The following is a 3,672-nucleotide window of genomic DNA, read 5'->3' as shown; positions in this document are numbered from 1 at the left end:
ATAGAAAACACTACGAAAGCGATCTTTGCTTGAGTAGATGTTGCACTTGTGCCCTTGGGTGAAAGCGGAGTATTCTGCCGGAGCGAATGATAGCACACATCTCAAATTAGAATGGATGGAATCTACATCGAGACAAATTTTCACTATTGCGCAGTTTGGTTCAACTGAGTAGTAAAGTAACAAACTTTATAAAAAAGTTTCACGTGGAACAATTTCTTTTTTTCTGTTATCATCCATGTCATAAAAAAGGTTTTTCTTTATAAGAAAATCAGAAAAACAAGGAGCTTAACTCCTTGCTTTTTCATTTTTGATAACTTGTCAAGTGGATGAAGTATCACTATAATTGAAATGACTGAAACGTTCATATGGACGGTATCCTTAAGGAGTGAAAGTTTACCATGGCATTAACAGCAGGAATCGTTGGTTTGCCTAACGTGGGGAAATCAACGTTATTTAACGCAATAACACAAGCTGGTGCAGAATCAGCTAACTATCCGTTTTGTACGATTGATCCAAACGTAGGGATTGTAGAAGTTCCTGATCATCGTTTGCAAAAGTTAACAGAACTAGTTAACCCGAAAAAGACAATTCCAACAGCTTTTGAATTCACTGATATTGCTGGAATTGTAAAAGGGGCAAGTAAAGGCGAAGGTTTAGGGAATCAATTCCTTTCTCATATTCGTCAGGTTGACGCCATTTGTCATGTTGTTCGTTGTTTTCAAGACGACAATATTACACATGTCTCCGGTCAGGTTGATCCCATCTCTGATATTGAAACGATCAATTTAGAGCTTATATTAGCAGATCTGGAAACAGTTACGAAAAGATTGCAACGAGTAGAAAAGATGGCGAAGCAAAAAGATAAAGAAGCTTTAGCAGAGTATGAAGTATTAACAAAGCTTAAAGATGCCTTTGAGGAAGAAAAACCAGCTAGAGCGGTATCTTTTACAGAAGAACAAGAAAAGTTAGTAAAAGGATTCCATCTATTAACAAGCAAATCTGCTTTATATGTTGCGAATGTCGGAGAAGACGAGCTTTTAGATGCAGACAGCAATGAACATGTACAAAGAGTAAAGGAATTTGCTGAGAAAGATGAAGCAGAAGTTATTGTTGTCAGTGCCAAAGTAGAATCCGAAATTGCGGAATTAGATGGAGAAGAGAAAGAGCTTTTCCTAGAAGAATTAGGCATTGAAGAGTCTGGACTAGATCAGCTAATTAAAGCTACCTATCAATTGCTAGGGTTAGCGACTTATTTCACAGCAGGTGAACAGGAAGTTCGGGCTTGGACCTTTAGAAAAGGAATTAAAGCCCCTCAAGCAGCTGGAATTATTCATAGTGATTTTGAAAAAGGGTTTATTCGAGCAGAGACGGTATCTTATGATGACTTAGCGGAAGCTGGCTCTATGCAAGCAGCAAAAGAAAAAGGGCAAGTGAGATTAGAAGGAAAAGAGTACTTGGTGAAAGATGGAGATGTAATACATTTCCGTTTTAACGTATAGTTTGGATCACCTGTTAGACATAGTTCCAAAATATTTCATATATGTTTGCAATCAATATAAATTATTGATATAATATCGTATTGTGAGTAATAAAAACTATTACTCCTTGCTCTATGTGCAAATAGAGCCGTGAAGACCAAAAGGAGGTGTAACGGATGAATAAATATGAAATCATGTACATCATCCGCCCAAATATCGAAGAGGAAGCACAAACAGCATTAGTTGAACGTTTTAACGGTTTCCTTACAGATAACGGTGCGGAAATTGAAAAAGTTGAAGAAGTAGGTAAGAAACGTCTTGCTTATGAAATCAACGATCATCGTGATGGATACTATGTAATCATTAACTTTAAAGGTGACGAAACAGCAATTAATGAATTTAATCGTCAAGCGAAGTTCTCTGATGACATCTTACGTCACATGGCAATTCGCGAAGACGATCAATAAATAAGGAGTGGTTCTGATGTTAAATCGTGTCGTGCTTGTCGGCAGGTTAACGAAAGATCCAGACTTACGCTATACACCAAGTGGCGTAGCAGTAGCAAACTTTACCTTGGCGGTTAATCGACCTTTTTCTAATCAACAAGGGCAAAGAGACGCTGATTTTATTAATTGTGTCGTTTGGAGAAGACCAGCTGAGAACCTTGCGAATTACATGAAGAAAGGGAGCTTAGTTGGGGTAGATGGACGACTCCAATCTCGTAGCTATGATGATCAAGATGGAAAAAGAGTCTTCGTAACAGAAGTAGTCGCTGATTCTGTTCAGTTCTTAGAAACTAGAGGCACTTCATCTGGAGGGCAATCTGGACCACAAGGATCTTCAGGCTTTAATCAAAATCAGAACCAATCAAGTCAACCACAAGCCAATCCAGGTAATCAAGGAAATAATAATAATGATAATCCTTTCCAAGACAGTGGAGAGCCTATTGATATTTCCGATGATGATTTACCATTTTAAAAATACGGAATCAAATATGTTAAAGGAGGTTTTCAACAATGGCAGCTCGTCGTGGTCGCGCAAAGCGTCGTAAGGTGTGTTATTTCACAGCAAATGGAATTACGCACATCGACTATAAAGATGTAGAATTGTTAAGACGTTTCGTTTCTGAGCGTGGAAAAATCCTTCCTCGTCGTGTAACTGGAACTTCTGCAAAATATCAGCGTAAATTGACAAAAGCAATTAAACGTGCTCGTCAAATGGCGCTTTTACCATATGTTAATGATTAATAAATAATAAAAAAGACACTGTAGGGCGAGATACCTTATAGTGTCTTTTTTTTATACGTTAGCGTACAATGTCAAATACTTTTTTTAAGTTTTTGGGTAACTCTAATACACCTACCATAATTTCAATTTTTTACAAGTAGCATTTAACCAAGTTTATTATGAAACAGACTCCATTTTCTTGATTAAGAAAGGGATTTTCACTCGATTCTTTGATCTGCATTGATGCAATCTGGCATAGAGTACAAAATAGGTAAATAACGTACTAATTCGCATTTACAGCTCGAGTGGGATAAGGCTAACGATCGAGGTCAGGGCCTCAGGAAAATAGATCCGATCTCCACTAGAACCAAAAGAATAGAGCCTGTTTGTTTTTTGATTTCATATTACGCAATTAACGGCAAAGTTAGTTTTTTAAACACTTCATGTTTGTAATTGTATTCTGGGTTATCCCATTTAAAAGGTTCTCCTTTAGTAAGCATGGCAAACGCAATTTTTAAGAGCTTGTTTCCCATTGCAATGTATACGGAGCCAGTTTTTTTACCTTTTCCCTTTAGTCGCGTAGCGAAAGGTTTTAGAGCCTCATTGTGAACAGAAAGGCTTCGCCCAGCATTATATATAGCTCTTCTTAGATTAGCATTACCTTGTTTTGAGATATGGCCTTTGTATCCTGCTCCAGGTCCAGATTGTTTAATAACAGGATCGGTCCCGGCTTTTTTTATAAGCTGACCTGCATTTGTAAAATAAGATAGGTCGCCCAATTCACAAAAGATTTCAGCAGCTGTCACAAGTCCAATACCAGGAATGGTAAGAAGAAGTATTCCATTGGTTTCAATGAATAATCGCTCTATTTCTTCCTCGTAGGTTTCGATGTTTCTTGTGCGATACTCATAATCTTTTATTTTTTGTTTTAAAATAAACAGTTCACTAGAGAGTTCTTCCAAAGGCTT

The 3,672-nt window shown here is 37.4% G+C and carries 5 protein-coding genes; 4 read left to right on the top strand and 1 reads right to left on the bottom strand.

Annotation, left to right across the window (positions count from 1 at the left end):
* Positions 1-398: 398 nt before the first annotated feature.
* The 4 genes from ychF to rpsR all read left to right on the top strand — a co-directional run bounded on the left by ychF (position 399) and on the right by rpsR (position 2,725).
* Positions 399-1,499 carry a redox-regulated ATPase YchF gene (gene ychF / locus GHD00_RS20650; RefSeq protein ID WP_163540076.1) on the top strand — a complete coding sequence of 367 codons (1,101 nt, stop codon included), beginning with the start codon at positions 399-401 and terminating at the stop codon, positions 1,497-1,499.
* Between the two features lie 155 nt (positions 1,500-1,654).
* Positions 1,655-1,945 carry a 30S ribosomal protein S6 gene (gene rpsF / locus GHD00_RS20645; RefSeq protein ID WP_163540075.1) on the top strand — a complete coding sequence of 97 codons (291 nt, stop codon included), beginning with the start codon at positions 1,655-1,657 and terminating at the stop codon, positions 1,943-1,945.
* Positions 1,946-1,961: 16 nt separating this feature from the next.
* Positions 1,962-2,456 carry a single-stranded DNA-binding protein gene (gene ssb, locus GHD00_RS20640; protein ID WP_163540074.1) on the top strand — a complete coding sequence of 165 codons (495 nt, stop codon included), beginning with the start codon at positions 1,962-1,964 and terminating at the stop codon, positions 2,454-2,456.
* Between the two features lie 38 nt (positions 2,457-2,494).
* The gene (rpsR, locus tag GHD00_RS20635) at positions 2,495-2,725 is read left to right on the top strand and encodes a 30S ribosomal protein S18 (RefSeq protein ID WP_163540073.1); all 231 of its coding nucleotides are present in this window, start codon (positions 2,495-2,497) and stop codon (positions 2,723-2,725) included.
* A gap of 383 nt (positions 2,726-3,108) precedes the next feature.
* Here the strand turns inward: rpsR and GHD00_RS20630 are convergent.
* On the bottom strand, positions 3,109-3,672 hold a 564-nt coding region (locus tag GHD00_RS20630), incomplete at its 5' end, for a transposase (RefSeq protein WP_163540072.1).

This window comes from Gracilibacillus sp. YIM 98692, assembly GCF_010993965.1.
Classification (GTDB): Bacteria; Bacillota; Bacilli; order Bacillales; family Amphibacillaceae; genus Gracilibacillus.
The sequence above is the reverse complement of the archived record's forward strand: the minus strand, read 5'-3'. Positions and strand labels throughout refer to the sequence as shown.

Bases quoted from the DNA above. Each gene is read 5' to 3' on its own strand.
- ychF (WP_163540076.1), top strand. From the start codon at position 399: ATGGCATTAACAGCAGGAATCGTTGGTTTGCCTAACGTGGGGAAATCA.
- rpsF (WP_163540075.1), top strand. From the start codon at position 1,655: ATGAATAAATATGAAATCATGTACATCATCCGCCCAAATATCGAAGAG.
- ssb (WP_163540074.1), top strand. From the start codon at position 1,962: ATGTTAAATCGTGTCGTGCTTGTCGGCAGGTTAACGAAAGATCCAGAC.
- rpsR (WP_163540073.1), top strand. From the start codon at position 2,495: ATGGCAGCTCGTCGTGGTCGCGCAAAGCGTCGTAAGGTGTGTTATTTC.